General features: G+C 60.3%; 25 protein-coding genes. 13 read left to right on the top strand and 12 right to left on the bottom strand.

Annotated features, from left to right (window positions below):
- Positions 1–821: 821 nt before the first annotated feature.
- From A8V01_RS12810 to A8V01_RS12775, 8 genes are all read right to left on the bottom strand, one after another.
- Positions 822–938, bottom strand: coding sequence for a DUF2474 family protein (locus A8V01_RS12810; protein WP_245892473.1), 117 nt, complete (start codon positions 936–938; stop codon positions 822–824).
- 11 nt (positions 939–949) lie between these two features.
- Positions 950–1948, bottom strand: a complete 999-nt coding sequence (gene cydB / locus A8V01_RS12805; RefSeq protein ID WP_103096234.1) for a cytochrome d ubiquinol oxidase subunit II — start codon at positions 1946–1948, stop codon at positions 950–952.
- Positions 1949–1950: 2 nt separating this feature from the next.
- Positions 1951–3351 (bottom strand): cytochrome ubiquinol oxidase subunit I, encoded by a 1401-nt coding sequence (locus A8V01_RS12800; RefSeq protein WP_103096233.1) that lies wholly within the window; start codon positions 3349–3351, stop codon positions 1951–1953.
- A 61-nt stretch (positions 3352–3412) separates the two neighbouring features.
- Positions 3413–4198, bottom strand: a complete 786-nt coding sequence (locus A8V01_RS12795) for a sulfite exporter TauE/SafE family protein (protein ID WP_103096228.1) — start codon at positions 4196–4198, stop codon at positions 3413–3415.
- Complete coding sequence (locus tag A8V01_RS12790) at positions 4198–5778, bottom strand: bifunctional protein tyrosine phosphatase family protein/NAD(P)/FAD-dependent oxidoreductase (protein WP_103096227.1); 1581 nt, start codon at positions 5776–5778, stop codon at positions 4198–4200. Before A8V01_RS12790 ends, A8V01_RS12795 begins: the two co-directional genes overlap by 1 nt.
- A 28-nt stretch (positions 5779–5806) precedes the next feature.
- A complete protein-coding gene (locus A8V01_RS12785; RefSeq protein ID WP_211295008.1) occupies positions 5807–6214 on the bottom strand; it encodes a DUF6691 family protein in 408 nt (135 codons plus the stop codon).
- The gene (locus A8V01_RS12780) at positions 6214–6654 is read right to left on the bottom strand and encodes a YeeE/YedE family protein (protein ID WP_103096225.1); all 441 of its coding nucleotides are present in this window, start codon (positions 6652–6654) and stop codon (positions 6214–6216) included. Before A8V01_RS12780 ends, A8V01_RS12785 begins: the two co-directional genes overlap by 1 nt.
- Complete coding sequence (locus A8V01_RS12775; RefSeq protein WP_103096224.1) at positions 6651–7568, bottom strand: MBL fold metallo-hydrolase; 918 nt, start codon at positions 7566–7568, stop codon at positions 6651–6653. The genes A8V01_RS12780 and A8V01_RS12775 overlap by 4 nt, the downstream gene beginning before the upstream one ends.
- A gap of 100 nt (positions 7569–7668) precedes the next feature.
- On the opposite strand from A8V01_RS12775, the gene A8V01_RS12770 reads away from it, so the two are divergent.
- From A8V01_RS12770 to A8V01_RS12760, 3 genes are all read left to right on the top strand, one after another.
- Positions 7669–8292 carry a peroxiredoxin gene (locus A8V01_RS12770; RefSeq protein ID WP_103096223.1) on the top strand — a complete coding sequence of 208 codons (624 nt, stop codon included), beginning with the start codon at positions 7669–7671 and terminating at the stop codon, positions 8290–8292.
- Entirely contained in the window at positions 8289–8672 is a 384-nt protein-coding gene (locus A8V01_RS12765) for an ArsR/SmtB family transcription factor (protein ID WP_103096222.1), read from the top strand. Before A8V01_RS12770 ends, A8V01_RS12765 begins: the two co-directional genes overlap by 4 nt.
- Positions 8673–9293: 621 nt before the next feature.
- Positions 9294–9584, top strand: coding sequence for a hypothetical protein (locus A8V01_RS12760; protein ID WP_211295007.1), 291 nt, complete (start codon positions 9294–9296; stop codon positions 9582–9584).
- 62 nt (positions 9585–9646) lie between these two features.
- On the opposite strand, the gene A8V01_RS12755 is transcribed toward A8V01_RS12760, so the two are convergent.
- A complete protein-coding gene (locus tag A8V01_RS12755) occupies positions 9647–10576 on the bottom strand; it encodes a DMT family transporter (protein WP_103096221.1) in 930 nt (309 codons plus the stop codon).
- Positions 10577–10713: 137 nt separating this feature from the next.
- On the opposite strand from A8V01_RS12755, the gene A8V01_RS12750 reads away from it, so the two are divergent.
- The 9 genes from A8V01_RS12750 (at position 10714) to A8V01_RS12710 (ending at position 20407) form a co-directional block, all read left to right on the top strand.
- Complete coding sequence (locus tag A8V01_RS12750; RefSeq protein ID WP_103096220.1) at positions 10714–12093, top strand: aromatic ring-hydroxylating oxygenase subunit alpha; 1380 nt, start codon at positions 10714–10716, stop codon at positions 12091–12093.
- Between the two features lie 25 nt (positions 12094–12118).
- Entirely contained in the window at positions 12119–12643 is a 525-nt protein-coding gene (locus tag A8V01_RS12745) for an aromatic-ring-hydroxylating dioxygenase subunit beta (RefSeq protein WP_103096219.1), read from the top strand.
- Positions 12644–12685: 42 nt separating this feature from the next.
- Entirely contained in the window at positions 12686–13783 is a 1098-nt protein-coding gene (locus tag A8V01_RS12740; RefSeq protein ID WP_103096218.1) for an NAD(P)-dependent alcohol dehydrogenase, read from the top strand.
- A gap of 72 nt (positions 13784–13855) precedes the next feature.
- Positions 13856–16522: a pyruvate, phosphate dikinase gene (gene ppdK, locus A8V01_RS12735; protein WP_103096217.1), complete on the top strand. Its 2667-nt coding sequence runs from the start codon at positions 13856–13858 to the stop codon at positions 16520–16522.
- Complete coding sequence (locus A8V01_RS12730; RefSeq protein ID WP_245892465.1) at positions 16479–17537, top strand: dihydrodipicolinate synthase family protein; 1059 nt, start codon at positions 16479–16481, stop codon at positions 17535–17537. The genes ppdK and A8V01_RS12730 overlap by 44 nt, the downstream gene beginning before the upstream one ends.
- Positions 17538–17562: 25 nt before the next feature.
- Positions 17563–18576 carry a ketopantoate reductase family protein gene (locus A8V01_RS12725; protein WP_024018975.1) on the top strand — a complete coding sequence of 338 codons (1014 nt, stop codon included), beginning with the start codon at positions 17563–17565 and terminating at the stop codon, positions 18574–18576.
- A 13-nt stretch (positions 18577–18589) separates the two neighbouring features.
- Positions 18590–19657, top strand: coding sequence for a tartrate dehydrogenase (locus A8V01_RS12720; protein WP_103096216.1), 1068 nt, complete (start codon positions 18590–18592; stop codon positions 19655–19657).
- Positions 19658–19701: 44 nt separating this feature from the next.
- Positions 19702–19986: a DUF1330 domain-containing protein gene (locus tag A8V01_RS12715; protein WP_008828092.1), complete on the top strand. Its 285-nt coding sequence runs from the start codon at positions 19702–19704 to the stop codon at positions 19984–19986.
- A gap of 10 nt (positions 19987–19996) precedes the next feature.
- Positions 19997–20407, top strand: coding sequence for a BphX family protein (locus A8V01_RS12710; RefSeq protein WP_103096215.1), 411 nt, complete (start codon positions 19997–19999; stop codon positions 20405–20407).
- Here the strand turns inward: A8V01_RS12710 and A8V01_RS12705 are convergent, their stop codons facing one another.
- The 3 genes from A8V01_RS12705 to A8V01_RS12695 form a co-directional block, all read right to left on the bottom strand.
- Positions 20408–21340 carry a 2-dehydropantoate 2-reductase gene (locus tag A8V01_RS12705; RefSeq protein WP_103096214.1) on the bottom strand — a complete coding sequence of 311 codons (933 nt, stop codon included), beginning with the start codon at positions 21338–21340 and terminating at the stop codon, positions 20408–20410.
- Between the two features lie 4 nt (positions 21341–21344).
- Complete coding sequence (locus A8V01_RS12700; protein WP_103096213.1) at positions 21345–22664, bottom strand: LLM class flavin-dependent oxidoreductase; 1320 nt, start codon at positions 22662–22664, stop codon at positions 21345–21347.
- Positions 22665–22726: 62 nt separating this feature from the next.
- Complete coding sequence (locus A8V01_RS12695; protein WP_103096212.1) at positions 22727–23656, bottom strand: fatty acid desaturase; 930 nt, start codon at positions 23654–23656, stop codon at positions 22727–22729.
- A gap of 192 nt (positions 23657–23848) precedes the next feature.
- Here A8V01_RS12695 and A8V01_RS12690 point away from each other — a divergent pair, with 192 nt between their 5' ends.
- Complete coding sequence (locus tag A8V01_RS12690; RefSeq protein WP_103096232.1) at positions 23849–24709, top strand: IclR family transcriptional regulator; 861 nt, start codon at positions 23849–23851, stop codon at positions 24707–24709.
- Positions 24710–24717: the final 8 nt, after the last annotated feature.

The raw sequence follows: 24717 nt of genomic DNA, 5'->3' as shown, positions 1-24717 counted from the left end.
CAATCGCCCGGATCGCGCGAAGAGCATGGTTCGCCGGCACCCGAGCCTCGCAACTCACGTACGAGAACAGCCCCTCGCTCCGTTCATCACCGCCGCGCATCCCGATCCCTTCAACATCCCTCGACGGGATCCTGGAATCAGCAATGCCACATCAAGGCAAGCGCCTTTTTCCGCAGCCTGTTAAGACACCTCCGTTGAAGCTTGGCGCTACGCTATCGCACCGCGATGTGGAGAACCAGCGAAAACACATAAAATCGCTTGTAGGGTTGGAATGGAATTAGAGCTACTTTTGGAACGCGAACTCACGACGCACCGCCCTCCAGGCGGGACGATTACAGATGTGCATGTCTGCCAGCATGATTCCGGGAAGTGGCATATCAATATCCGCGTAAGCTGGCGTGGAACGGCGTTATTCCACGTAGGTCTTTACGACAAGAAGCGCATCCGATTGTATAAGAAGGCATCTTCTGCCTTGCGACATATTATCCTCGGCTATGGGCATGAGGGCGTAATAAGTGTGCACCCATATCCCGGCATCAAGGACGAGACGACATTTTAGCGGGGTAGGGCGATTCCACCATTATGAACCTTTGTCGCTTTCTGGGTGGCCAAGGGGGGCGCTTAACCTAGCCTAGTTTTCACAACTGGAGTGAAAACATGGCAAATCGCTTGTGTTCATCCTCGCAGTGCGTCGCACATGACATCGTGTTGACCGCAGCGGCATCGGCCTGCGTAGCCGATTATTTTCGGATATTTTCGCCGATGGGGAGTACCCTGGGCGCGAAAAGCCGGGAGCGCTGATGTGACGCTTCCCGCCGCCGTCATAATGGGGCTTGCAGCGCAATGTGCGCCAGATGTGCGCGCAGCAGTAATGAGAGGATGCCGAGCGACAAGACGCTCGCTCCCCATATGCCTACAAACCAACCGATACGCGTCATGGCGCTGCGCATCAGTGATACCCCTCGCCGCTGACCTTGCCCCTGAATACCCAATAGGCCCACGCTGTATAGGCGAGGATCACAGGCACCAGCACGCCCCCGCCGACCAGCATGAATAGCTGACTGCGGTAGGGTGCCGCCGCTTCCCAGATCGTGACTCGCGCGGGGATGACATCGGGCCAGATCGAGATGCCAAGGCCGACGATGCACAGCCCGAACAGGGACAGCGCCCAGAAGAAGGGCTGCGCATCCTTACGGCGCGACAGGCTCCGGTAGAACAGGGCAGTGACGATCAGCGTCGCCAGCGGCACCTGCGCAGTCGCAAGCACGCCGGGGAATGAGAGCCAGCGACTTTGATAGCTGTTTTCCAGCGTCAGCGTGGCGAGGCTAACGGCGACGATAACGACAAGCAGGGCAATGCCCAGGCGCCCGGCATAAGTCACGACCTGCCTCTGCAAGCCCCCTTCGGCCTTCCAGTTCAGCCAGCACGCGCCAAGCAATGCGTATCCGATCACCAGGCCAAAGCCGATCAGCAGGGAAAAAGGCGAGAGCCATTCCCACCATCCCCCGGAATAGGCCCGTCCCGAAACGCTGATGCCCTGAAGCAGCGCGCCGAGCGCAATACCCTGCGCGAAGGTCGCCACAGCCGAGCCGCCGGTGAAGGCGATGTCCCACAAGGCCCGGTGTGCCGGATCGCGCCAGCGGAATTCAAACGCCACGCCGCGCAGTACCAGGCCCAGCAGCATCGCTATGAGCGGCGCATAGAGGGCCGGCAGGATGATGGCATAGGCAAGTGGAAATGCAGCGAGTAGGCCACCGCCTCCCAGCACCAGCCAGGTTTCGTTGCCGTCCCAGACCGGTGCGATGCTGTTCATCGCAGTGTCGCGGTCCTTGCCCACCTTGAACAGCGGAAAGAGGATACCGATGCCAAGGTCGAACCCGTCCATCACGACATAGGCGATGATGGCGAAGCCGATGATGGCGGCCCAAACGACGGTAAGGTCGAGCATCGTCATTCTCCTCCTTCGATGGCGGGCGCAGGGGTTATGCCGGCAGTACGGATAGGCGCGCCGTCGAGCGCGCTTTCATGCGCTTGCGGCGGCTTCTTCATCAGATGCAGAAGATACCAGATACCCATGCCAAAGACGCTGAAATAGACGATGACGAAGGCCAGCAGCGAACTGGCGACGGCAGGGGCATCCAGCGGCGATGCACTGTGGCTGGTGCGGAGCAGGCCATAAACGGTAAAAGGCTGCCGCCCCACTTCCGTCACGATCCATCCTGCCAGCACCGCCACGAAGCCGGACGGCCCCATGAGGAGCGCCGCGCGGTGCAGCCACCTCCAGTCGTGCAACCGGCTGCGCAAGCGCGCTAACAGGCTCCACGCGCCAATACCCAGCATGGCAAAGCCCAGCCCGACCATTACGCGAAAGGCCCAGAAGACGATGCCTACCGGCGGCTCGTCCGCGTCAGGAACGCTGTCCAGACCCCGGAGCGGCGCGTTGAGTTCATGTTTGAGGATGAGAGAGGATGCCTTGGGGATAGCGATGGCATGGTCGATCCGCTTCTCCTTGCTGTTCGGGATGCCGAACAGGATCAGCGGTGCGCCGTCGGGATGACTGTCATAATGCCCTTCCATCGCCATGACCTTGGCCGGCTGATGCTCCAGCGTGTTCAGGCCGTGCATGTCGCCGGCGAATATCTGGATTGGCGCAACAATCGCGGCCATCCACATCGCCATCGAGAACATCGTGCGCGCGCCGGGATTGGCGCGATCCTTCAACAGGTGCCACGCGCCGACGCCACCCACGGCAAAGGCCGTGGTGAGATAGGCGGCCAGGACGGTATGGACCAGGCGATAGGGGAAGCTTGGGTTGAAAATGATCGCGGCCCAGCTCGGGCCCGGTAGGAATTGGCCGTTCGCGCCGATCTCATAACCCGTGGGCGTCTGCATCCAGCTGTTCACCGACAGGATCCAGAAGGCGGAGATGAAAGTGCCGATTGCGACGGCGCAAGTCGCGGTGAAGTGCAGCTTGCGTCCAACCTTGTTGATGCCGAACAGCATGACACCCAGAAACCCGGCCTCCAGGAAGAAGGCGGTCAGAACCTCATAGGCCATCAACGGGCCGATAACGGGGCCGGCCTTGTCCGAAAAGACCGACCAGTTAGTGCCGAACTGATAGGACATGACGATACCCGAGACGACGCCCATCGCGAACACCACGGCGAATATCTTGAGCCAGTAGCGAAAGAGGTTGGCGTACACGCCCTTGCCTGTTTTCAGCCACAGCCCCTCCAGCACCATGAGGTAGCTGGCAAGGCCGATAGAAAAGGCCGGGAACAAGAAGTGGAAACTGACAGTAAAGGCGAATTGTGCGCGGGCCAGAAGCAGGGCGTCAACGGAAGCGAACATGGTCATGTCCTTTCACCCGCCTTTTATCAGACGGGCGTGTCAGGCGGGATACGTCAGATGGTCATATCGTCAGGAACGCTGCGGCACTGCGCCACAGCATGTAGAGCGCGACAACGAAGATCAGGGCGGCAAAGACCAGGGTAAGACGGCCCGTCTCGCCGCCGAGGCGTTCGGCAAGCCTCGTTCCGCCAACGCTGCCCACGACACCGCCAGCTACGAAGACGATCGCAAGCGGCCAATCGACGAGACCGGAAAAGGCATAGTTAGCAGCAGTCGTTAGGCCAAAAGCAGTCACGGCGACCAATGAAGTGCCAACTGCCATCAGCATGGGCATCCCCGTCGACGCGACCAATCCCGGTACGATCAGAAACCCGCCGCCGATGCCGAAAAATCCTGAAAACGCGCCTGAACCCAGACCGTAAGCAACGACCTTGGGTGCCTTCTCCCGGTTGCATTCGGCGCCGGGATTGCCAGGGTTACCCCGACCGCGAAGCATCAATACGCCAACCAGCAGCATGACCAGAGCAAACAGGAATAGCAGCTTGTCGCCGTCGACCATCTTGCCAAAGGTTGATCCTGCGAGCGCTCCGACGATGCCGGCGGCAGCGTAGATGCCGCCGCAGCGCCATTTGACGTGATGAGCGCGGGCATGGCTGACAAGGCCGGCCGCTGCGTTGGCTGCGACCGCCAGCGCGCTGGTGCCGATCGCGACGTGGGCATTGGGAACGCCCACTAGATAGACCATCAACGGCACGGCCAGGATCGAACCGCCGCCGCCAACCAGCCCCAGCACGAAGCCGACAAGGCCCCCGGACACCGCGCCCAGCGCGTAGTGCAGCGGGTCCATTATGCGTGCTCGGCCGCGGCGATGGGCTGTGGCTTCACCATCCATTCACGCCCCTTGAGCATCCCATGCCAGTAGACAGGCGGCAGTATCGTGTCCTTGAGCAGCCAGGACAGACGCGATGGACGGGTGCCGTCGATCAGCCAGTTTGGAAAGCTCGGGAGCAGCTTCCCCCCATAGCCGAACTCGGCGAGCACGATCTTGCCGGCTTCGACCGTCAGCGGACAACTGCCATAGCCGTCATAGCCAGCAACCGGCGCGCCGCCGTCAAGGACGGCGAGTGCATTGACGGCGACAACAGGCGCTTGCTTGCGCGCCGCGGCAGCGGTCTTGGCATTGGAGGCGGAGCAGGCATCGCCCAGCCCAAAAATATTTGGGTAGCGTGGATGACGAAGAGTTGTTTCATCCACTTCAACAAAGCCTGAGTCCGCCGCGAGCGGACTGGTGCGAATAAAATCAGGCGCGACCTGCGGCGGCACGACATGAATCATGTCAAACCGCTCGGCCACGCGCTTAACGCCATCGCCGGTACCTTGCTCGAAAATGGCGGTGCGCCCGGGCCCGTCAATTTCGACCAGCTTCGACCCGAAGTTGAGATGGATGCCGTAGCGCTCGACATAGTCCATCAGGGCAGGAACATAAGCGGGAACGCCAAACAGAACGGCCCCGGCAGTATGAAACTGCACATCGCTTCGCGGTAACACCCCCGCTTTCTCCCAGCGATGGCAGGACAGGTACATCGCCTTTTGCGGTGCGCCCGCGCATTTGATCGGCATGACTGGTTGGGTAAAGAGCGCCCGCCCGCCTGCGAACTGCTTTACGAGGCGATTGGTATATGGGGCTAGGTCGTAGCGATAGTTCGAGGTCACGCCGTAGTGGCCAACGGCTTCCGCGACACCAGGAATAGCTTTCCAGTCAAGTTTGATACCTGGGCAGACGATGAGCACGCCATAGCCGACCCTGCGGCCGTCGCTTAGTGTGACCTGCTTGTCTTCCGGGTGGAAATGCTCTGCGGATGCCTTGATCCAGTGCGCGCCCTTGGGCATCACAGCAGCCTCGTCGCGCCGAGTAAAGTCGCTGTCGAAAATACCTGCGCCAACCATCGTCCAGCCAGGCTGGTAATAATGCGCCTCGGCAGGCTCGACGATGGCAAGGCGGACGTTTCGCCGTCGCCGCAATATACTCGCCGCTGTGGCTAAACCAGCACTGCCACCCCCGATGATGAGGATGTCGAAATTGTCGCCAGCACCATCCAAAGCCCCCGCCATCCGGGCAAGCTGTTCGGCCCGTGCGCCAGACCGGCAATAGGCCAGCACTGGCCCTGGCAGCGCCCCCAGCGCCGCACGCATGTCGGCCGCGTTCGCATCGGTAAGCGCACCCGCGACCGCAGGCACATAGGCGAAGCCTAAGCCCGCAGAAGCGGCCGCCGCCTGGATTTCGGCGGCATCCGGCTGATCGGCACCTTCGCCATCGGGCCGGTTGCACACGATGGCGCGAAAGCCAGCAGCCGCAACTGCCGCGATATCCTGAGGCCCGAGTTGGGGCGAAACGGAAAGCCGGCGTGTCAGTAGCTTGAAGTTCATGAAGCGGCTCCTATTCGGCAGCGCCGAATTATCGAATGAAGAGACGGTGCAAGCCCATGCCCGCGAACATGGCGAGTACGAACGGCGCGACCGCAACCGGTGACAGGCTGAGGCTGGCGATGGCGGGTCCTGGACACAGGCCACCCAAGCCCCACCCAATGCCGAACAGTGCCGCGCCTACGGACAATCTAGTGTCTATCTCACGCGTTGCCGGGAGGCTGAACGCCTTGTCCCCCAGCGGGCTTTCAAGCCGCCGCTGGACAGCCCAGGCGATCGCCATCGGCACGATTGCGCCTCCCATGACGAAGGCGAGCGTAGGATCCCAACGGCCAAACAGGTCGAGAAAGGCGCGAACGCGCCCGGGATCGGCCATTCCGGATATGACTAGCCCTGCACCGAACAGCGTCCCTGACAGCAAGGCCAGAATGATGCGCATCACAGCACTCCCGCAATGCGCATAACGGCCACGGTCGCAAAACCACTCGCCATGAACAGGCCCGTAGCCACAATGGAACGCCAGGAGAGGCGCGACAGACCGCAGACGCCATGCCCGCTGGTACACCCCGATCCCAGTCGTGTTCCGAAGCCCACGATCAGACCCGCCGCTACCAGCATCAGCGGTGCAGGATACGTGGCAGGCTTCCAGTCCATTACGCTGGCAACGATGCTCGCCCCTAGCGGCAGGCCCAAAATGAAAGCGATGGCAATGCCATGCGGCGCGCCGCTACCGGCAATACCGGTAGCCCGCGCCGCCAGCCCGCTGACGCCGGCGATGCGACCAAGGCCCAGCAGCATGATCGCGGCAGCCAAGCCGATCATCACCCCGCCGATTAGCCCCGCACCCGGTTGCGCGTGGGGGAACAGGTCAGCGATCATAGCTGATTCACCGGAATCTTGAGATAGGCGACGCCATTGTCCTCGGGAGCAGGCAGGTGGCCCGCCCGCATGTTGACCTGGACGGCCGGCAGAATGAGGCGCGGCATCGCCAGCGTGCGGTCTCGCCCCTCACGCATGGCAACGAATTCATCCTCGGTCACGCCGTCGTGAGCATGCACGTTGGCGCGACGCTGCTCGGCGACAGTCGTCTCCCATACATAATGGTCGCGTCCCTCCGGCAGATAATCATGACACATGAACAACCGCGTCTCTGGCGGCAATTCAAGGATGCGACGCAAGGACCGGAACAGCGTTCGCGCGTCTCCGCCGGGAAAATCCGCGCGTGCAGTGCCGTAGTCGGGCATGAACATCGTGTCGCCGACAAAGACCGCGTCGCCAATGACATAGGCAACACATGCCGGCGTGTGGCCCGGAACATGCAGCACGGTAACGGCAAGGTTGCCAATGGCAAACGTATCTCCATCAGCCCATAGATGGTCGAAATCGGACCCGTCACGGGCGAATTCGGCGCCTGCGTTGAAGAGCGCGCCAAACGTCTGCTGCACCTCGCAGATATGCGCGCCGATCGCGATCTTCCCACCCAGCTTCTGCTGAAGATAGGGCGCCGCCGACAGATGATCGGCATGGGCGTGGGTTTCTAGATGCCAGTCCACGGTCAGCCCGGCCTGTTCGACATAGGCGAGGACAGGATCTGCCGCTTCAAAGGCAGTCCGACCGGATGCCGGATCGTAGGTGAGGACACTGTCCAGAATGGCTGCGTGGCGGGTGTCCGGGTCGTGGACCACATAGGTCACGGTGAAGGTCGGCGCATCGAAGAACGCCTTGATGACCGGCACGCCCTGCTGCGCGGAGGCGACTTGCGCGGCGGCGTGGGCAAGAGCGGGATCGGACATGCGAAACTCCATAAATTCATATTTACACACATCATGTATTTATATATTTTGCAATCGTCAAGCACTTGCCTTGTTGGCGTGCCGATTGCAGGGATGTCTGATGGAGAATGAGATGAGCAGCACAGTCAGGCCGTTGCGGATCGGCGATCTGGCACCCGATTTTCAGGCGCGATCCACGACCGGCGATTTCCGGCTTTCAGATTTGCGAGGGCAATGGGTGATCTTCTTCTCCCATCCGGCAGACTTCACGCCGGTTTGCAGCACCGAATTTGCGGAGTTGGCCCGGCGCCAGTCGGCGTTCGACGCATTGGGATGCCAGCTCGTCGGCCTGTCGGTGGACAGTCTCTATTCCCACCTCGCCTGGGTACGAGCACTGAGGGAACTGTTCGGGGTCGAGATCGGATTTCCCATCATCGAGGATCCCAGCATGGTGATCGGCCGGGCGTATGGCATGATCGACGAGGCCGCCGCGGACAGCATGACGATGCGCTCAACTTTCTTCATCGATCCGGATGGCATCGTGCGGGCGACGACCAGTTACCCGCATAATGTCGGCCGGTCCGTTGATGAAATGCTACGCCTGCTTCGCGCGCTTCAGCGCGTCGACGGCGCAGATATGCTGACGCCCGAGGGGTGGGACGAGGGCAAGCCCTTACTGTTGCCGGCGGCCGGTTCCGCCGATGACGCACCGGATTGGTTCTGTCGCTTGGAGAAGCACGCATGACCGGCCTGTTCGCTGATCGAGACGTTGCTGGAGCGGTCGCCGAGAGGATCAAGGTTTTTGCTCAGCCACAGCGGCTGATGATCTTGTCCTGTTTATTGCGAGGGGAACGCAATGTCGGCGAAATCGCTGAAATTACCGGGTTAGTGCAACCTGCATTGAGCCAGCAGCTCGGCGAGTTGCGCCGTGCCGAATTGGTGCAGACCCGAAAAGAAGCTAAAACGGTCTGGTATTCGCTTGCCGACGAGGCCGTGGCCTCCTGTGTGCGTCATATCGAGGCGCTGTTTGGCCAAGGCAATGACATACCGCCCGTGCCGCCGCCCTCCGTTCCCAAGCCGCAGCAAACAAATCACGGCGTGGCTGCGTTCGCGCGTATCGTGTAAGCACAGTATTCCAAGTAGCGCGCTTCTTCATTCGGCAACATTGAATGAAGGCGAATCCTCGCGGAAAGTGAGGAGCCGCTAGGTCAAATTTCAGCATTCTCCGGCAAGGGCAAAGTCGTCTTCAAGATTGATCCCGAGCGGCGTACCGTGTTTTCGATCTTGCTATAACCGAGAAGGATCTGAGCAACAGGAAGGTTGCCCGTCGCCGAGTATCCAAGGATTAAATAAACTCGCATCGCGGGCCTTCAAATGGCGGGTTTCGGCGAAACCCGCCACCTTTGCGCACTCTCGGGAACGGCGAATCTGTCCCAGTTACCGCTACAACCTTATCGTTGCCTAGATGGAGGCGGAACTGTGCCACATGGCACACCCGGATCAGGGTCGGTTCGCCCCTTGCCGCGGTCTTGTTCTACCCTAATGCGGCGTTCCGCATCCCGCAAAACCTTATCCGGGACTGTTTCAATTTCAGCCCTATCACGAAGGAATTGCCGCACCTCGCGCGCGAGGGAGCGATCCTCATCCTTGCCGCTCTGGTCAAGCCGATCTTCGGCAGCGCCATAACGAGATTTAACGCTCTCCCAACGCGCGCGCGACTTGCCGACGAACTCAGGCTGCATTGCCTTGCCAAGCGCGATCAGCATCGCTTCTTTGGCTTGCCGCATATCTGTTTCGGTCGGCCTGGTTTGTCACCGCCCTGCACAAGCCCGAGCGGCGCAGGCAAGCCGTTCCAGCCTCGGCTTTCCTCCTGACCAGATAAGGCAAGTGCTCAGCAACATGGTGCATCTGGAGGCGACGACGCTGGCACTTATTCATACCTTCTGGGCGACCACTGCCATTCTGCTCTTTGTGGCTGCTCTTATCTGGCTTGCCCCACGACCGTCGAAATCAGGCGGCATGACGATGGGGCACTAAGGAAGACTGACCGGCAACCAAGAGGCAGATCTGGCTCTGTCGGCTCCAGGGCCTCATTGACCTTATGTCTTGACCCGACGCGACAAGAGGATTGATGCAACCACCAACAGCGAACCGATCAGGTGGTATTTTGCGAACCGTTCTCCAAGCAGAGGTACGGCCATCAGGACCCCGAGCACCGATGGCAGGTTCATGTAGACCCCCGCGCGGCCCGAGCCGACCAAGGCGACCGCGCGATTGAACAGCGCGTAGGACAGCAGCGAAGGAAATATCCCGATATAGAGCAGCGATGCGAGCGCAGCGGGTGAAACCACGGTCAGGCCAGCCCACCAGAGGTGCCAGGCATAGGGCACACTCAAAGCCGCGATCCCGACCCCGAACAGGACAGCCAGCAAACTGAGGTGGTGCATCGCCGGTGCGCGGCGAAGGAAGGTGGCATAGGCGGAATAGAGAAAAACCGCAATGATGGCGAGCAGATCGCCTCGGTTCAGCGCATCCCAGCGCAGATAGTCGGGATGCCCCTTGGACATGATCCACGCGATTCCGGTGATCGAAAGGAGTGCGCAAACGAGGAGGATCGGGCGCACCCTCTCGCGAAACAGCACAACTGGCATGAGCAGGGTCATCACCGGCATGGTCGATTGCAACAGAAGATTGTTGGTCGCGGTAGTGAACTGCAGGCTTTGATAGACGAGAAAGGAAAACAGCCCCACCCCTACAGCCCCGAGGAGCCCAAGGAACCGCCAGCCGCCAACAATGGCGGGCAGGTCGTCGCGGAGGTGTCGCCAAGCGAAAGGGAGCACGAAGACCAGCGCCACCACCCACCGCCAGAACGCCAGAGTCACAGGTGAGAGCAAGTCCTTGGCCGCCCGCCCGACGATCGGATTCAGGGCCCAAAAGAACGAGGCCAGACACAGCAATAGGGCTGGTGATTGCCAGAGCCTGGACCCAAGACCAAGGATGCTGGACGTGTTGCTGTCGGCATCTTGCAACCTAACATTCTCCCCAGACACGCCACTTGAGAATCGTCCTTGCGCCAACGGCAGATTTTGCATATGGTGCATCGCGTTGCATGTATAGCACGAATCGACTATGCGGCAGTCGTAACAAAAAGCATGGGAGCGATGCGATGAATGGATCGTCGGCACTCGTCGACAACGCCGGTGCGAGCCAGTCTCGCCGGGTGTTCTGGGATCAAGATGTCTATCAGCTGGAGCTGGAGCGAATATTCTCGCGATGCTGGCTCATGCTCGGACATGATTCGCTAGTTCCCAAACCGGGCGACTTCATTACGACGTACATGGCAGAAGACCGTGTCATCTTGTCGCGGCAGCCGGACGGTTCGCTGAAGGCGTTCATCAATTCCTGCACGCACCGCGGCAACCAGATCTGTCATGCTGACAGCGGCAGCGCCAAGGCGTTCGTGTGCAATTATCACGGTTGGGTTTTCGGTCAGGATGGTTCGCTCGTCGATGTTCCGATGGAAGAGCGGTGCTATCACAGCGATCTCGACAAATCCAAGCTAGGGCTCGCGCCGATCCGGGTTGAAACTTACAAGGGCTTCATCTTCGGCTGCCATGATCCCGAAGCGCCATCGCTTGAGGACTATCTGGGGGACTTCTGCTGGTACCTCGATACGATCTGGGACGGTCCGGACGGTGGTCTGGAACTGGTCGGGCCGCCGTTGAAAAGCACCCTCGCCTGCAATTGGAAAGTCCCGACCGAGAACTTCGTCGGCGATGGGTATCACGTGGGCTGGACGCATGCCGCTGCTCTCCAGATGATCGGGGGCGAGCTGGCTGGCCTGTCGGGCAATCGCGCCGACATGCCGTTTGACGACCTTGGTCTGCAATTCACCATGCGGCATGGCCACGGGTTTGGCCTGATCGATAATGCGGCGACTGCGATCCACGTCAAGCGCGACGGGTACGTCAAATATCTCGAGCAGACGCGGGGCGGAATTCGCGAAAAATTCGGGCCGGAGCGCGAACGGCTCTATGTCGGTCACTGGAATACGTCGATCTTCCCCAACTGTTCGTTTCTCTACGGAACCAACACCTTCAAGATCTGGCATCCGCGCGGGCCGCATGAAATCGAGGTCTGGACCTATACCATGGTGCCGAAGAATGCCGACACCGAAACTAAGCGGTCGATCCAGCGCGAAGCGATCCGTTCATTTGGTACGGCGGGAACGCTCGAAAGCGACGATGGCGAAAACATGTCGTCGGCCACCTACAACAACAACGGTATCATCACCCGCAAGGGGCGGATGAATTCGAGCATGGGCAAGGACCGCGAAGGGCCGCACCCCGTCTATCCAGGAATTGTCGGGGTCAGCTTCATCGGCGAAACCTCGTATCGAGGCTTTTATCGTTTCTGGCAAGAAATTCTCGATGCGCCAGATTGGGCCGCCATCCGGGCCAATGACGATACCTGGGATGCAATGTGGACCAACCGTAATTTCTGGCCTGAACGTCTGTCGGCGAAGGAAGCCGAGCCGCAAGACTGATCCCGACAGCAATCTGGACCGCAAGATGACCGAAACACGCAAGCCCGTAGGCATGGAACTGCATCATGCCATCGTCAATCACTATTCCGCCGAGGTGCGGATGTTGCAAAACCAGCAATATCGCGAATGGTTCGATACTGTAATCGCCGAAGATATCCATTACTGGATGCCAGTTTACGAACAGCGGTTTGCACGTGACCGCCGCCCGGATCCAACCCCGGGGGATGCCGCAATTTACAACGATGACTATGCCGAGCTGCTGCAGCGGGTCGACCGGTTGCTGACGGGCCAGGTATGGATGGAAGATCCGCCATCACGAATCCGCTATTTTGTCACCAATGTCGAAGCATTCGAAATTGCACCGTTTGAATTCGAGGTGTTCTCCAATGTTCTGGTGCACCGCAATCGCCGACAGAGCGAAGTTTACGTGCACACGCTGGGACGCGAAGACAAGCTGCGGAAAACAGATAGCGGCTTCAAGGTATTCAGCAGGAAGCTGAATATCGACGCGCGCGTCGTGCAGGACAAGAATCTCTATTTCTTCGCATAAGCAAATTCGATCAAATAGAAATCAGGAAACGGGAGAGAAATAATGGACGCATACGCGGCAATTATTGAGCGTCAGGGTGGTGAATTCGTTCTGGATAACGTCTCAATCGAGGATCCGCGCGACGGCGAAGTGCTGGTCAAGGTTGCTGCAGCTGGCATGTGTCATACCGACCTGACGGTTCGCGATCAATATTACCCGACGCCGCTGCCGGCGGTGCTGGGTCATGAAGGTTCGGGCGTTGTCGAAAAGGTCGGACGCGGCGTGACCACTGTCAAGCCAGGCGACAAGGTCGTGCTCTCCTTCAGCTATTGCGGCACCTGTCCATCGTGCCTCAAGGGGCATCAGGCCTACTGTCCGAGCCTGTTCCCGCTCAATTTCATGGGCCGCCGCCTGGATGGTTCGACGCCGATTACCCGCCACGGCCAAGAGGTCAACGCCTGCTTCTTCGGGCAATCCTCGTTCGCGACCTATTCGATCGCGTCGGAAAACAACTGCGTCAAGGTTGCCGACGACGCACAGATCGAACTTTTGGGCCCACTGGGCTGCGGCATCCAGACCGGGGCGGGCAGCATCCTCAATGCGCTTTGTCCCGAACCTGGCTCCTCGATCGCGATCTTCGGGGTCGGGTCGGTGGGCCTCAGCGCAGTGATGGCCGCCAAGGCCTCGGGCTGCCTCAAGATCATCGCGGTTGACCGCAACGCAGGCCGCTTGGAACTGGCGCGTGAACTGGGCGCCACCGATGTGATCGACGCCAACACGGTCAACGCTCAGGAAGCGATCGTCGCGATGACCGGTGGCGGCGCCGACTATGCCATGGATACTACCGCCATTCCAGCGGTGCTGCGCTCGGCGGTGGACAGCACGCACAACATGGGTGAAACCGCAGTGGTCGGCGGGGCGCAACTGGGCACCGAATTTTCGCTAGACATGAACAACATGCTATTTGGCCGCAAGTTGCGTGGCGTAGTCGAAGGATCGAGCACCCCGCAGGTCTTCATCCCGCAACTGATTGCGATGCAGAAGGCCGGGCTGTTCCCGTTCGAGAAGCTCTGCACCTTCTATGATCTCGACCAGATCAACCAGGCCGTCGAGGATACCGAAAAGACCGGCAAGGCGATCAAGGCCATTCTCAAAATGTAGATCGCTTCTGGGGCGGCGCACCAATCGAATTGCGCCGCCTTGGACCTGCACCTGAACCTCAGGAATTTAACAATGTCGAGTGTGTTTTCCTTCGGTTCCGGCGTTCTGGTCGCAGGTCAGATTGACCTCGACAAGCGCGTCTTGGGCGGGAAGGGGGCCAACCTCGCCGAGATGGCGCGGATCGGGCTGCCCGTCCCGCCTGGGTTCACGATCTCCGCCGGCGAATGCCTCGCTTATCTTGACCACGGCAGAGCTTCACTTGATCGCATCCGCGATGAGGTTTCGGCTGCTTTGGGGCTGGTCGAACGGGCGACGGGCAAGACGTTCGGCAATCCTCGCGATCCCCTGCTGGTTTCGGTGCGTTCGGGAGCGCGGGTATCCATGCCGGGGATGATGGACACGATCCTCAACCTTGGCATCAATGATGCGACCGTCACCGGCCTGGGCCAGTCCTCCGGGGATGAGCGGTTCGCGCTCGACAGTTATCGCCGCTTCATCCAGATGTATTCCAGTGTCGTGCTCGAAATCGAGCATGGCGTATTCGAGGCAGCCCTTGACCGCATCAAGGAAGATCGCGGCGTCGATGAGGATATCGATCTTCGAGTGGACGATCTGCGCGGCCTGATCGCGACCTTCAAGGATCTCGTGCTTGCCCATCACGGCGCGGCCTTTCCTCAGGATGTACATGAACAACTCTGGACGGCAATCGAGGCGGTGTTCCTCTCATGGGACTCACCGCGAGCCAAGGTCTACCGGCGCCTGAACGATATCCCTGGAGATTGGGGCACGGCGGTTAACGTCCAGGCCATGGTGTTCGGAAATCTTGGCGAGACCAGCGCTACCGGTGTCGCCTTTACCCGCAACCCTGCAACCGGCGAGAAGGCCTACTACGGCGAATGGCTGGCCAACGCCCAGGGTGAGGATGTTGTCGCCGGCATCCGCACGCCCCAGTATCTGACCAGGGCTGCCCGCGAAGCCGCAGGTGCGCGGCTTCCCTCAATGCAGGAAGCGATGCCGAAGGCCTATGCTCAACTTGCTGAGGTGTTCGAACTGCTGGAGCGCCACTATCGCGACATGCAGGACATCGAATTCACAGTCGAACGCGGCAGGCTCTACCTCCTTCAGACCCGTTCGGGCAAGCGCACTGCCATGGCCGCGCTCAAGATTGCCGTCGACATGGTCGAAGAGAGCCTGGTCGACGAAGTGACCGCGCTGCTCCGCCTCGACCCGGCTTCGCTCGACCAGTTGCTTCACCCCTCGCTCGATCCGAATGCCCCGCGGGTGCTGCTCGGAAAGGGTTTGCCTGCCTCGCCCGGGGCAGCCTCGGGGGGTGTGGTATTCGACGCAGAAACAGCGGCACGGCGGGCCGATTTGGGAGAGAAGGTCATCCTCGTCAGGCATGAGACGTCGCCTGACGACATCCATGGCATGCACGTCGCAACCGGCATTCTGACGGCGCGCGGCGGCATGACCAGCCACGCGGCCGTGGTCGCGCGGGGTATGGGCCGGCCATGCGTGGCGGGCACCGCCAGTCTCAAGATCGACCCGGTCGCGCGGGTCGCCGAGATCGGCGGCCAGCGGCTCGAAGAGGGCGCATTCATTACGATCGACGGTTCGACCGGCGAAGTGTTCCTGGGCGAACTACCGACAATCCTGCCCAAACTTTCAGGTGATTTCGCAACGGTGATGGCATGGGCTGACAAGCATCGCCGCCTGAAGATTCGGACCAACGCGGAAACCCCGCTCGATTGCGAAATGGCCCGCCGGTTCGGGGCCGAAGGGGTCGGGCTTTGCCGAACCGAGCACATGTTCTTCGATGAAAGTCGGATCCTCGCTATGCGGCAGATGATCCTGGCCGACAGCGAAAAGGAACGACGCTCCGCGCTCGACCAGCTTTTGCCCGAACAGCGCGCCGACTTCCGCCGAATCTTCGAGATCATGGAAGGCTTGCCAGTCACCATCCGCCTCCTCGATCCGCCGCTGCACGAGTTTCTGCCGCATACGGATAGCGAGTTCACCGAGCTTTCGCGGGCGATGGGTATTGACGTGGAGCAGGTTCGGAATCGCGCAATCGAATTGGCGGAAACCAACCCCATGCTGGGGCATCGAGGCTGCCGACTTGGCGTGGTCTATCCCGAAATATACGAAATGCAGGCTCGCGCGATTTTCGAGGCTGCGCTCGAAGTCGCGGGCGAGGCGGGCATGGCGGTCTGTCCCGAAATCATGATCCCACTGGTCGGATTGCCGCGTGAACTCGAATCACTGAAGGATACACTGTACAGGGTAGCTGAAGTCGTGTTCGCCGAAAAAGGCGAGCGGATCGCCTTTAGCGTTGGCACCATGATCGAGCTGCCGCGGGCAGCCTTGGTTGCCGACGAAATCGCTGCAAGCGGGGAATTCTTCTCGTTCGGAACCAATGATCTGACCCAGACTACGCTGGGCATCAGCCGCGACGATGCGGCGCGTTTCCTGGGTGCTTATGTGGAAAAAGGCATTATCGCCAAGGACCCGTTCGTCACTCTCGATATCGAAGGGGTCGGCAAGCTGATCGAAATGGCATCGCGCAAAGGGCGCGAAACTCGGCCCGACCTTAAACTGGGGATCTGCGGCGAGCACGGCGGCGATCCGGCCACGATCGCTTTCTGTGAGGAGATCGGGTTGGACTATGTCAGCGCATCGCCTTTCCGGGTGCCGATTGCCCGACTGGCTGCGGCCCAGGCGGCGCTGGCACCTTCATGAACGGCAGATGCAAGCTGAAATTCTGAACCAAATCGAGATGAGGTGCACATCAATGGAATATGATCGTAAGGATGCCAAGGCTTGGGCTACGAAGACCGTCAGGGGCTTCTATCAGTGTCCGATTACCCCGATGACCGCCGATTACAAGTTCGATGTGGACGGTATCCGCTACAACATCGATAAATATGTCGAAATGGGCGTAGATGGCTTGGCCGTCGGCGGGTTCATTTCCGAATGTTGGAACGTCTCAGCGTCAGACTGGTTTCGCTATCACGAGATCGTCGCCGAGGCGAATGCCGGGCGGCTCGATCTGTGGACCATCGTGCTCGATCCCAGCGTCTATACCGCGATCGAGAAGATGCAGTTCGTCGAGAAGCTCGGGTATAACGGGGCTGAGGTGATCAACCCGGTTGTGCAGCTCAAGCGCGACGACGAAATCTATGCCTGGTTCAAGTTCCTGACCGACAACACCGATCTGGCCGTCTGCCTCTACCGGACCCCGGTTTCGGGAACCGTGCTGAGCTGGGACCTGATGCGCCGCCTGGCCGATATCGATACCGTGATCGGCGTCAAACAAGGTGCCATGAGCCGTGCCGAGACAATCAAAATCCGCCAGCTAATGCCCGAAGGCTTCAACACGATGGAGCCATTCGAATACTTCTTCCTCGACGATCTGCGTCTTGGCGGCACCGTTTGCTGGGGTGAATTGTCTTACATGCTGTACGGCAAGAAGCGCCATTTCGCCAAGGAATACATCCGCCTGGCGCATGAAGGAAAATGGGAGGAAGCGCGGGCCGCTTCCGATCAGCTCAGCGAAGTCCGCGAATTCTATCACGACAACTTCCTGTGGGATATCGCCCGCACCGCGACCTATGCCAGCGCACTTGCCAATGTGAAGGCCTGGTACGAAGCGATTGGTCTCAAGGCTGGCCCGATCCTGCCGCCGGTGGCTGATGTGACGCCGGAAAAGAAAGAGCAGATCAGGGCCAAGCTGGTCGAACTGGGCATTGCCTGAGCCGAACCAACGGGAATCCCAAAGCATGTCCAAGCAATTGCATTTCTGTTTCCACGGTGCCGGCGGGCTAGGCTCGGTCATCGGCGGATTCCTGGCGCGCGGCGGCCACAAGGTCACGCTGATTGCGCGCAAGCCCCATGTCGAGGCGATCCGCCGGGATGGCCTGAGTATTTCGGGTGTGCGGGCGCAATTCGTCCAGCGCGAAAACCTCTTCGCGGTCGAAACGCCCGAGGAGGTTGAAGGCGACATCGACTATTACATCCTGCTGACCAAGGCCAAGGGTACCGATCAGGCGCTGGCCGATGCGCAGGTGTTGGTCGATCGCACCGCTTGCGCGCTGACTTTGCAGAACGGCGTGGGCAAGGAAGGCAAACTCCAGGCCGCGTTTGGCAAGGACAAGGTGATCGGGGGCTCGATCATGGACGGGGCGACCCTGCTCGAACCGGGCAAGGCGCTCAATCACATGGCGGTTCCCGTCACCGCCTATTTCGGCGAGCTGGAAGGCGGTGAGAGCGAGCGCACGCGGATCATGGCCGTAGCGCTCGACGCTGCGGGCATGGGTTCGCGCTCAACTCCCGATATCGTCCATGTCCATTGGGAAAAAGTGGTTCAGGTCGGTGGAGCATCGTCGTGGAGCGCCAGTACGCTGGGCGCGCTTCCAAAGCTCGATTTTGTGGATGGTGTGGCGGTTCGCGAAGGCGCCGAACACTATGTCCACGTCGTCAAGGATCTGCTGGCGATCTACAAGGCACTTGGCTACGAACCGCAGAACTATTTCGCGCCTGTATCCAGATTGGTCGAGATTGACCGTGAAAGCTTTGAAGAGGCAGTGTACGGTGTAATGGCGATGGGCACCAGATTCAAGCCGGAAAACCGTCCCGTCCGCACCTCGATGCATGACGATCTCGTGGCGGGCCGACGGATGGAAGTTGACGAGGTCCTGGGGCCGCTCGCGGCGGCAGCGGAGCAACTGCAGGTTCCTGCGCCAGCCTTTCTCAGCGCCTATCGGGTGCTCAAGACTTTGAACAGCTATCTGTAGGGAAAGAGTGACCATGAGGCGTTATTCCATCGCCAGCATTCCGGGAGATGGAATTGGCCGCGAGGTGGTGCCTGCCGCAATCGCGGTGCTGACGGCGGCAGCGGCCAAGTGCGGTTTCGTGCTCGAATTCCGGCACTTCGACTGGAGCTGCCAGACCTACCTCAAAACCGGCAAGATGATGCCCGATGATGGGCTAGACCGATTGCGCGATCATGATGCGGTGTTCCTCGGCGCGGTCGGCTTTCCCGGGGTACCCGATCATATCTCGCTGTGGGGGCTGCTGTTGCCGATCCGGCGCGAGTTCGAGCAGTACGTCAATCTGCGTCCGGTGCGGCTGCTGCCCGGCATCGCTTCGCCCCTGCGCGACAAGGCTCGCGGCGACATCGATTTCTGGGTGGTGCGCGAAAACTCGGAAGGCGAATATTCCCAGATCGGCGGTCGGACCGGAACTGGCGAGAACGAAATCGTCGTCCAGCAGGCGATCTTCACCCGCCGGGGCACCGACCGCATCTTGCGCTATGCCTTCGACTTCGCTCGGCGGAGCGGGCGCAGGCATGTGACCAGCGCGACGAAGTCCAATGGACTCTATCATTCGATGCCGTTCTGGGACGAGCGCTTTGCCGCGATCGGCGCCGAATACCCCGATGTTGCCGCCGATCAGTATCATGTCGATATTCTCGCCGCACGCTTTGTGATGTCGCCCGAACGGTTCAATGTGGTGGTTGGGTCGAACCTTTTTGGTGATATCCTTTCCGATCTGGGGCCGGGAATCACTGGCACCATCGCTGTGGCTCCTTCTGCTAACCTCAACCCCGAACGGCGGTTCCCTTCGATGTTCGAGCCGGTCCACGGGTCTGCCCCGGACATCGCCGGGCAGGGCATCGCCAACCCGATCGGCCAGATTTGGTCGGGTGCAATGATGCTGGAACATCTCGGCGAAGCCGAGCCCGCCGCGCTGGTGATGCGCGCACTCGAAACGGCGCTCATTGCGCCCGATATTGCGAGGACCCCCGATCTTGGCGGAAACGGGACAACCGCGGGATTTGCGCAAGCTGTTCGCAACACCTTGCTGGGGCTCTAGCGGGAAAGCTGGCGGTCCCAGCGCTGACCAAAGGAAACGGAGTAATGGCTGCCTATTTCATCGGATCGATCAAATCGCACGACGAAACCTGGGTGGCAGGCTATATGGCCGCAGTTCCGGCGCTGGTCGGACGCCACGGCGGGGAAATGGTCTGCCGTTCGCACGAGTTCGTCCGTTATGAGGGCGAGGGAGCCGCACCTGACTATGTCGTGGTGATCCGGTTTCCTTCGATGGAGGCGATCGACGCCTTCATGAACGATCCAGACTATGCGCCGCACAAGGATGCGCGCATCGCCTGCGCCACATCGGATATCTTCGCGATCGCCTGAGGAGGCCGCCATGAAGGTTCTGCGCACTTACCTGATCGCCGTGGGGATCTGGTATCTCTGCAATCTCGTGCTGCTCTGGCCGTCGGTCTATGCGGGGCCCCTGCGGCTGATCTACCCCGGTATTGCGCTGGGGCAGGGGACGCCGTCTTTCGGCCTGCTGCTTGATGCCTGGTTGATCGTTGGCATTCAACTGGCGGCAATTGGCCTTGTGGCGTTGTGGGGCGCGCGCGATCCGTTGCGCTACTGGGTGCTGGTTCCGGTGATCGTGCTGACCGAACTCGTCGGCTCCGCCTGGGACATCTATAGCGTCGTTTGGAGCGGAGAAGCCTTGTGGGTCGGCTTGACGACCTTGGCCGCGCATGCTGTGATCATGGCGGGTGCATGGTGTGCCAGGCGCGCGATGGAGCGGGATATCGTCTGATCAATCAGGTTGAAGCCCGCGGGCGCGCAGCCGCGCGAGGATTTCGTCTGTGGCCGGGCAGGGCAGGTCGGCCTGTCGCGCGAAGCGGGGTATGGCCCCACTGAGGTGCACGAATTCCGAAGGTCTGCCCGCTTCGAGATCGCGCTGCAGCGAACTGGTGACATCGGGTGGAAAGCGGCCGATGAAGTCCAGCTTCTCGTATATGCAATCGGGCGGCAATTCGATGCCCAACGCCGCTGCGATCCGTTCGACCTCGGCCATGGCCTCGCGCAAAAGCGCGCTGGCCTGGGGAGGGCCCAGCACCTGACCGACCTTCAGGCCGAACGCCGGGGCCACCGCGCCGATCGTCGCGGCCATCAGGAACTTGTCCCACAACGCTGGGCGTATGTCGCCTGTCAGAGCGGTGGGGACCCCAGCGGCAATAAGGTCGCCCGCAAGGTTTGCCGAGGCCTGTCCGGCAGCCGGGTCGGTTGCGCGATCGGCGACCGGGCCGGCCAGCAGCGTGGCGGCGACGCCGGTGTGGCGCACGATCCCGTCTTCCAGCTCGAAGAAGCCGTGCATGCGTGCGCCAAGCACTACAACGCGGGGCAGGGCGGCTTGGGCGATGCCGGGTGCTTCGACCCCATTCTGCACCGTCAGCAGCGTGAAGCGGCTTCCGCGCAGTGGTTCGAGCAGGGCAAGCGCGGATTCGATCTGAAACGTCTTGGTTGCCATGATGGCATGATCCGGCGGCGTTGCGGGATCGCATGCTGCGGACACCGGCACACGCACTTGCCGCTCGGCCCCGCCTTCGGACAGCAGCACGCCCGTGTTTCGCAAGGCCTCGAGCCGCGCTCCTCGGGCGATCAGCAGAACTTCATGCCCGGCGTTGTGCAACCGCGTGCTCAGGAAACTGCCGATTGCCCCGGCGCCGATGATGACAAACCGGCTCACCGCATCAGGCGAAGAAGCGGTTGTCCGGGCGCGGCAGGCCAAGATGGTCGCGCAGCGTTGCGCCTTCGTATTCGGTGCGGAACAGGCCGCGTGCCTGCAGTTCGGGTACAACCTTGCCGGTAAAGTCTTCCAGGCCTTCGGGCAGGTAAGGGAACATGGTGGTAAAACCGTCGCAAGCGGCTTGCTCAAGCCAATGCTGCATCTCGTCGGCGATGGTCTTGGCGGTGCCGACAAAGGCCAAACCGCCATAGCTGCCGGCCTTCGCAGCGAGCTGGCGGATCGTCAGGTTCTCAGCTCTGGCCAATTCGATCATGAACCGCCGCGAACTTTTACTGGCGTTGGATTCGGGGATGTCGGGCAGGGGGCCGTCGGGATCGAAGCCCGATACGTCGTGACCCAACATGCCGGACAGTGAATGGATGCCGCTGTCGTAGTGGACCAGGCTGTCCAGTTTCGCGCGCTTTGCGCGGGCTTCCTCGACGGTGTCTCCAACAACCAGGAATACGGCCGGCATGATCTTGATGTGATCGGGATTGCGTCCGACCGTCGCCGCCCGCCCTTTGACGTCGTCGTAATAGGCTTTGCTGCCTTCCAGCGTCGATTCCGCAGCAAATACGGCTTCGGCGGTTTCGGCAGCCAGCTGGCGGCCCGGGTCCGAGGCACCGGCCTGGAAGATGACCGGCCAGCCCTGAACCGGACGGGAGATGTTAAGCGGCCCGCTGACCGAGAAATGCTCGCCCTTGTGGTTCAGCGCATGCATCCGGTCGGGGTCGAAATAGATGCCCTTTGCTGCGTCCATAACGAAGGCATCGTCGGCGAAACTGTCCCACAGCCCGGTCACAACGTCATGAAACTCGCGGGCGCGGTGATAGCGCGCGGCGTGATCTGGCTGGGTCTCCAGGCCGAAGTTGCGGCTGCTGTCCGGATTCGAGGTCGTCACAACGTTCCAGCCAGTCCGCCCGCCGCTGATGTGATCGAGAGAGGCGAAGCGGCGCGCGACATGGAACGGCTCGTCGTAAGTAGTCGAGGCCGTTGCGACGAGGCCGATTCGCTCAGTCACCCCGGCCAGTGCGGAAAGCAATGTGAATGGCTCGAACGAGGTCACCGTGTGGCTGCGCATCAGCGCTTGTCGCGGCAGGTTGAGCACGCCGAGGTGATCGGCCATGAAGAAATAATCGAACTTCGCAGCTTCAAGGCTGCGGATGAAGCGCTGGATCGCTGCCAAGCTGAAGTTCGCGTCGGGTAAGGCACCTGGATACCGCCAAGCTCCAGTGTGGATGCTGACCGGGCGCATGAACGCGCCAAGGTGAAGTTGCTTGGCCATCAGTGCGTTTCCCGATCTGGAGGTACGGCCGGACCATACCGAACGGTCCGGCAATTATTTCGCTAGGCAGGCATGGGTTTGCCTAGCGCCTGGTCGAGTTCCCGGCGAACCGCAAAGTGTTCGTCATAGTTCTCGGGCTTCAGGGCGAAGGCTTTCTGGCGCGGGATGCGGTTGGCGTTGATTTCATCGTACTTGAGGTAATAGGCCTTGTGCATCCGGTAGAACGGGATTTCCGGCCAGAGGTGGTGAATCAGGTGGTAGTTCTGATAAACCAGTAGCGGGTTGAGCAACCATTCCCAGCCGAACCGCATGGTTGTCGCCATGTAAGGGTCTTCGTCTTGCGCGATGATCGCGGGATGATGTGGCAGGATGACGAAGACGATGGCGATGATGAACAGCGTGATCCGCGACGGCACGAACCACAGCATGAACAGTTCCCAGCCGAAGCCGAAGTAGATCGCCGCAACAAACAGCAGCGCGAGGAGCGAATAGAAGACAAGCAGTTGGGTGCCGTGTTTCTTGCGCACGTTCTGACCATATTTGACGAAATACCAGATGTAGGCACCATCGAAGAAGGTCCAGCGGAATGGAACCTGCCACCAGGGCGATTCATGCTCGAACCGGTCGGGGTCTTTGGGTCCATTGGTATGCGTGTGGTGCTTGTTGTGGACCCAGCGGAGCAGGACCATCGGGGCATAGGGAAAGAGGAAGAACAAGCCGATCGCGCCGATCGATTCGTTGATCCAGCCAACGCTCGACAGCGACTTGTGCGAGGCGTCGTGGATCACGCTGAAAAGCAGATATGTCACGAGGCCGTTTGAGATCGCACCGACCCAAAGCGGAAGCATCGAGTTCAGCGCCAGGTACCAGGTCGTTGCGATCCCTGCCATGGAAATGACAAACAGGAGAGCCGTCGGCAGGGCGAGAACGGGCGCCTTTCGCAGCTGCTCGAAATGCTCTCCGGACGATCTGGGAAACGCGATTGCAGCCATTACCCGGGTTCCTTTCCTCTCACTGGTTTAGAAGCGCCTAGTTGGGTTGACGCTTGGCCTCTTTGTCGTAATTGACTCAGGTCATGCTCTTGCACAATTTTGCCGTCTACACTATTCGTTGGACAATATGCAACTCTTTTCCCGTCATGCAAGGGGACTTCGGGCCGGAGAATGCTGGTAATGGGAATACCGATGAATGCACGTAAGGCGAACCAGCTTGCAGCTAAAGGTGATGAAATCGAACATCAGGCTAACGAGCGCTTGCCTCCCGAAGATTTGAGCGCGAATGATTCGCCGCGCAAGGCTATCCAGTCCGTGGAAATTGGTGTTCGCGTCCTCAGGGCCTTGATGGATTGCCCAAGGGATGGCGCACATCTGCGTGAAGTTGCCGAGAAATCGGGTCTGTCACGCAGCCAGGCACACCGTTACCTGCTGGCTTTTGTCAATACAGGCGTGGTCGAGCAGAATGTCCAGAATGTCCAGAATGGCCGCTATGCACTAGGTGAGTTTTCAGTTCGTATTGGCATGGCCGCGCTGGCGCGGGTGGAGCCGGTACGGATCGCTGGCGATAATCTGGCGAGCGTGCTGGAAGAACTGCAAACGACAGGGTTGCTGGCGGTCTGGGGTAATTACGGGCCATCGGTGATTCGCTGGATCGATGGCGGTCTGCCCCTGTTTACCAGTTTGCACGTCGGCTCTGTTTTGCCATTGCAGGCTTCGTCGACTGGCATCCTGTATTTGACCCATTGTTCACGAACTTTGACCCAGCCCGTCATCGAGCAAGAGCGCGCCAGCGGGCTGGTGGTTTCCGACGACGAACTGGAAAGGCAGATAGTCCAAGCGCGCGAGCTGGGATACGCGACCACACAGGGTACGGTTGTGCCTGGTCTCTCTGCCTTGAGTGTACCTGTGTTTGATTCCGGGAACAGGCTTGTTGCGACGATGAGCGTTCTCTCGCGAGTTCAGGACAAGCATTTTTATTCGAAGACGAAGATCGAAAAGATCCTTTCGGCGGCCATAGCAGCGAGTCGTGCGATCGGCTGGCAAGGATAGCTCCTGCG

Source organism: Novosphingobium guangzhouense (genome assembly GCF_002896965.1).
Lineage (GTDB): Bacteria > Pseudomonadota > Alphaproteobacteria > Sphingomonadales > Sphingomonadaceae > Novosphingobium > Novosphingobium guangzhouense.
This window is presented reverse-complemented; position numbering and strand designations above follow the sequence as displayed.

Bases quoted from the DNA above. Each gene is read 5' to 3' on its own strand.
- A8V01_RS12810 (WP_245892473.1), bottom strand. From the start codon at position 938: ATGACGCGTATCGGTTGGTTTGTAGGCATATGGGGAGCGAGCGTCTTG.
- cydB (WP_103096234.1), bottom strand. From the start codon at position 1,948: ATGCTCGACCTTACCGTCGTTTGGGCCGCCATCATCGGCTTCGCCATC.
- A8V01_RS12800 (WP_103096233.1), bottom strand. From the start codon at position 3,351: ATGTTCGCTTCCGTTGACGCCCTGCTTCTGGCCCGCGCACAATTCGCC.
- A8V01_RS12795 (WP_103096228.1), bottom strand. From the start codon at position 4,198: ATGGACCCGCTGCACTACGCGCTGGGCGCGGTGTCCGGGGGCCTTGTC.
- A8V01_RS12790 (WP_103096227.1), bottom strand. From the start codon at position 5,778: ATGAACTTCAAGCTACTGACACGCCGGCTTTCCGTTTCGCCCCAACTC.
- A8V01_RS12785 (WP_211295008.1), bottom strand. From the start codon at position 6,214: ATGCGCATCATTCTGGCCTTGCTGTCAGGGACGCTGTTCGGTGCAGGG.
- A8V01_RS12780 (WP_103096225.1), bottom strand. From the start codon at position 6,654: ATGATCGCTGACCTGTTCCCCCACGCGCAACCGGGTGCGGGGCTAATC.
- A8V01_RS12775 (WP_103096224.1), bottom strand. From the start codon at position 7,568: ATGTCCGATCCCGCTCTTGCCCACGCCGCCGCGCAAGTCGCCTCCGCG.
- A8V01_RS12770 (WP_103096223.1), top strand. From the start codon at position 7,669: ATGGAGAATGAGATGAGCAGCACAGTCAGGCCGTTGCGGATCGGCGAT.
- A8V01_RS12765 (WP_103096222.1), top strand. From the start codon at position 8,289: ATGACCGGCCTGTTCGCTGATCGAGACGTTGCTGGAGCGGTCGCCGAG.
- A8V01_RS12750 (WP_103096220.1), top strand. From the start codon at position 10,714: ATGAATGGATCGTCGGCACTCGTCGACAACGCCGGTGCGAGCCAGTCT.
- A8V01_RS12745 (WP_103096219.1), top strand. From the start codon at position 12,119: ATGACCGAAACACGCAAGCCCGTAGGCATGGAACTGCATCATGCCATC.
- A8V01_RS12740 (WP_103096218.1), top strand. From the start codon at position 12,686: ATGGACGCATACGCGGCAATTATTGAGCGTCAGGGTGGTGAATTCGTT.
- ppdK (WP_103096217.1), top strand. From the start codon at position 13,856: ATGTCGAGTGTGTTTTCCTTCGGTTCCGGCGTTCTGGTCGCAGGTCAG.
- A8V01_RS12725 (WP_024018975.1), top strand. From the start codon at position 17,563: ATGTCCAAGCAATTGCATTTCTGTTTCCACGGTGCCGGCGGGCTAGGC.
- A8V01_RS12720 (WP_103096216.1), top strand. From the start codon at position 18,590: ATGAGGCGTTATTCCATCGCCAGCATTCCGGGAGATGGAATTGGCCGC.
- A8V01_RS12715 (WP_008828092.1), top strand. From the start codon at position 19,702: ATGGCTGCCTATTTCATCGGATCGATCAAATCGCACGACGAAACCTGG.
- A8V01_RS12710 (WP_103096215.1), top strand. From the start codon at position 19,997: ATGAAGGTTCTGCGCACTTACCTGATCGCCGTGGGGATCTGGTATCTC.
- A8V01_RS12700 (WP_103096213.1), bottom strand. From the start codon at position 22,664: ATGGCCAAGCAACTTCACCTTGGCGCGTTCATGCGCCCGGTCAGCATC.
- A8V01_RS12695 (WP_103096212.1), bottom strand. From the start codon at position 23,656: ATGGCTGCAATCGCGTTTCCCAGATCGTCCGGAGAGCATTTCGAGCAG.
- A8V01_RS12690 (WP_103096232.1), top strand. From the start codon at position 23,849: ATGAATGCACGTAAGGCGAACCAGCTTGCAGCTAAAGGTGATGAAATC.